Raw genomic sequence first — 2,183 nt, forward strand, 5'->3', positions numbered from 1 at the left:
CGGCCCACGATCATCCCGATCGCGGAACCCGCCCTGCGGCCTGTCACCGCGATCACGGAAGCCGCCACCCTGCGGACGGTCACCCTGGGGACGGTCACCGCGGTCACGGAACCCGCCACCCTGCGGACGATCGCCACGATCCCGGTAGCCGCCGCCCTGAGGCCTGTCACCCCGAGCCTGGAAGCCGCCGCCCTGGGGCCTGTCGTCTCGGGAGGCGTACCCACGCTCGTCCCTGTTCTGGAACGGACGCGACGAACGCGGCCGCTCATCCCGGTCGCCGGATCCGCCACGGTCGTCACGACCCTGGTACCCGCCGCGCGACCGCTCACCGGACCTGAACGGACGGTCGCCGCGCGACTGCCCGCGCTCGCCGTACGAACGCCTCTCCCCGTAGCGAGGCCTGTCCTCGCCCTGTCCGCTGCGGTCGCGGCGGCCCTCGTCGTCCGATCCGTTTTCTCTGTTCACTTCTGGTCCATTTCGTTGGCTCACTCAGCGGACACGTGCTCCAACGCGACGGTCCACCGTGGCTGATCGCCGCCCGCTCTCGGGTCTTACGCGACGAAGGCCACCCGTGGTTGAGGGTGGCCAGGCCTCCCCAGCCTAGCAAGCCCCCAGGTGTCCCCGTGCCCCAAGCACCGCCCGGAAAAGCCGTCGCTCACCGTCACGGCGCGGCCCCAGAATGACCAGCATGTCGCTTCGCTTTCACGAGATAGCAGAATCCCGGCACCGCATCCTGAACCCGCTCACCGACGACAAGCTCGACCTGGTCGGCGAGATCTGCCGCATCCAGCAAGGACAACGCCAGCTCGATCTCGCCTGCGGCAAGGCGGAGATGCTCAGCCGCTGGTCGGCCCGATACGGCCTGACCGGCGTGGGCGTGGACATCAGCGAGGTCTTCCTCACCGCCGCCAGGGCGCGCGCCGCCGAGCTGGGAGTGGCCGACCGGCTGACGTTCGTACGGGGCGACGCCGGCGCGTACCGCACCGAGGAGACCTTCGACCTCGTCTCCTGCATCGGTGCGACATGGATCGGCGGCGGCCTGACCGGCACGCTCGACCTGATGCGCCCCGCCCTGCGCCCGGACGGCCTCGCCCTGGTCGGAGAGTGTTACTGGATCGGCGACCCGCCCGCCGAGGCATTGAAGGCCTACGAGGGCTTCACCACCCTGCCGAGGACCGACGACCGGTTCGAGGCGGCGGGCTTCGAGCTGGTGGAGATGGTCCTGGCGAACCCCGACAGCTGGGACCGCTACGTCGCCAGCCAGTGGCTGACCCTGAGCGACTGGCTGCTCGCCAATCCGCACGACCCCGAGGTGGCGGAGGTCCGCGAGTTCCTGCGGGTGTCACGCCGCTCTCATCTCGAGTACGGCAGGCAGCACCTTGGCTGGGGCGTCTTCATCCTCCGCCCGAGAACGTAGGAGGACACCCGGTGAAGTAGAAGGAAGTCCGAGAAGCAGCAGCTCCCAAAAACTCCGGGGGTCGGGTAGATGTCCAAGGAAACAGCAGATCCCAAGACTCCTAGGAAGCGGGGACGCCCGAGAAGGCAGGGGCATTCCAGGACAAGCCAGCACGCTTCGCCCCCTAATGGCGGTGCTTGACAACCACCCCCTCCGGCGCGCTCAAGTATGTGTCCGCGTCCGCAGGCAATGCCGACGTGGACGCGGCGCTGCCGGAGGAAGCCAAGGCCGGAGGCTCCTCAAAGGAGGGGCGATGTCACGGCTCCAACCGAGTTGGAGCAGGGTCACGGGAGTCCGGCGAAAGACATTCTCTGGCGCGAGACATCCACTGCCCCGGAAAAGCAAAAAGGGCCACCCCATGCGGGGTGGCCCTTTTTGAAAGATTGTCCGGCGGCGACCTACTCTCCCACACCCTCCCGAGTGCAGTACCATCGGCGCTGCAGAGCTTAACTTCCGGGTTCGGAATGTAACCGGGTGTTTCCTCTGCGCTATAACCGCCGTAACTCTATGAAACTGTCAAACACAGAGTGCTTGCTGTTTCAGAATTGCATAGTGGACGCGGGCAAGAAGACCTTGGTTTCGCGCTGCTCCGGACCCGGCGAAGAGTAACAGAGCGCTGCAGAAACCAAGCTTATGCTTTGTGGTCAAGTCCTCGGCCTATTAGTACCGGTCAGCTCCACACGTTACCGCGCTTCCACCTCCGGCCTATCAACCCGGTCGTCTACCG

General features: G+C 66.5%; 2 protein-coding genes and 2 rRNA genes. 1 reads left to right on the top strand and 3 read right to left on the bottom strand.

Annotation, left to right across the window (positions count from 1 at the left end):
* A partial coding sequence (locus ACFXJ8_RS43730) for a hypothetical protein (RefSeq protein ID WP_379651455.1) occupies positions 1-224 on the bottom strand: 224 nt, incomplete at its 3' end.
* A 464-nt stretch (positions 225-688) separates the two neighbouring features.
* On the opposite strand from ACFXJ8_RS43730, the gene ACFXJ8_RS43735 reads away from it, so the two are divergent.
* Positions 689-1,417 (top strand): SAM-dependent methyltransferase, encoded by a 729-nt coding sequence (locus ACFXJ8_RS43735; RefSeq protein WP_379651457.1) that lies wholly within the window; start codon positions 689-691, stop codon positions 1,415-1,417.
* 424 nt (positions 1,418-1,841) lie between these two features.
* On the opposite strand, the gene rrf is transcribed toward ACFXJ8_RS43735, so the two are convergent.
* A 5S ribosomal RNA gene (gene rrf, locus ACFXJ8_RS43740) occupies positions 1,842-1,958 on the bottom strand.
* A gap of 138 nt (positions 1,959-2,096) precedes the next feature.
* Positions 2,097-2,183 (bottom strand): 23S ribosomal RNA (locus ACFXJ8_RS43745); the annotation flags it as partial.

It is taken from the genome of Nonomuraea sp. NPDC059194, from assembly GCF_042754765.1.
Classification (GTDB): domain Bacteria; phylum Actinomycetota; class Actinomycetes; order Streptosporangiales; family Streptosporangiaceae; genus Nonomuraea.

Bases quoted from the DNA above. Each gene is read 5' to 3' on its own strand.
- ACFXJ8_RS43735 (WP_379651457.1), top strand. From the start codon at position 689: ATGTCGCTTCGCTTTCACGAGATAGCAGAATCCCGGCACCGCATCCTG.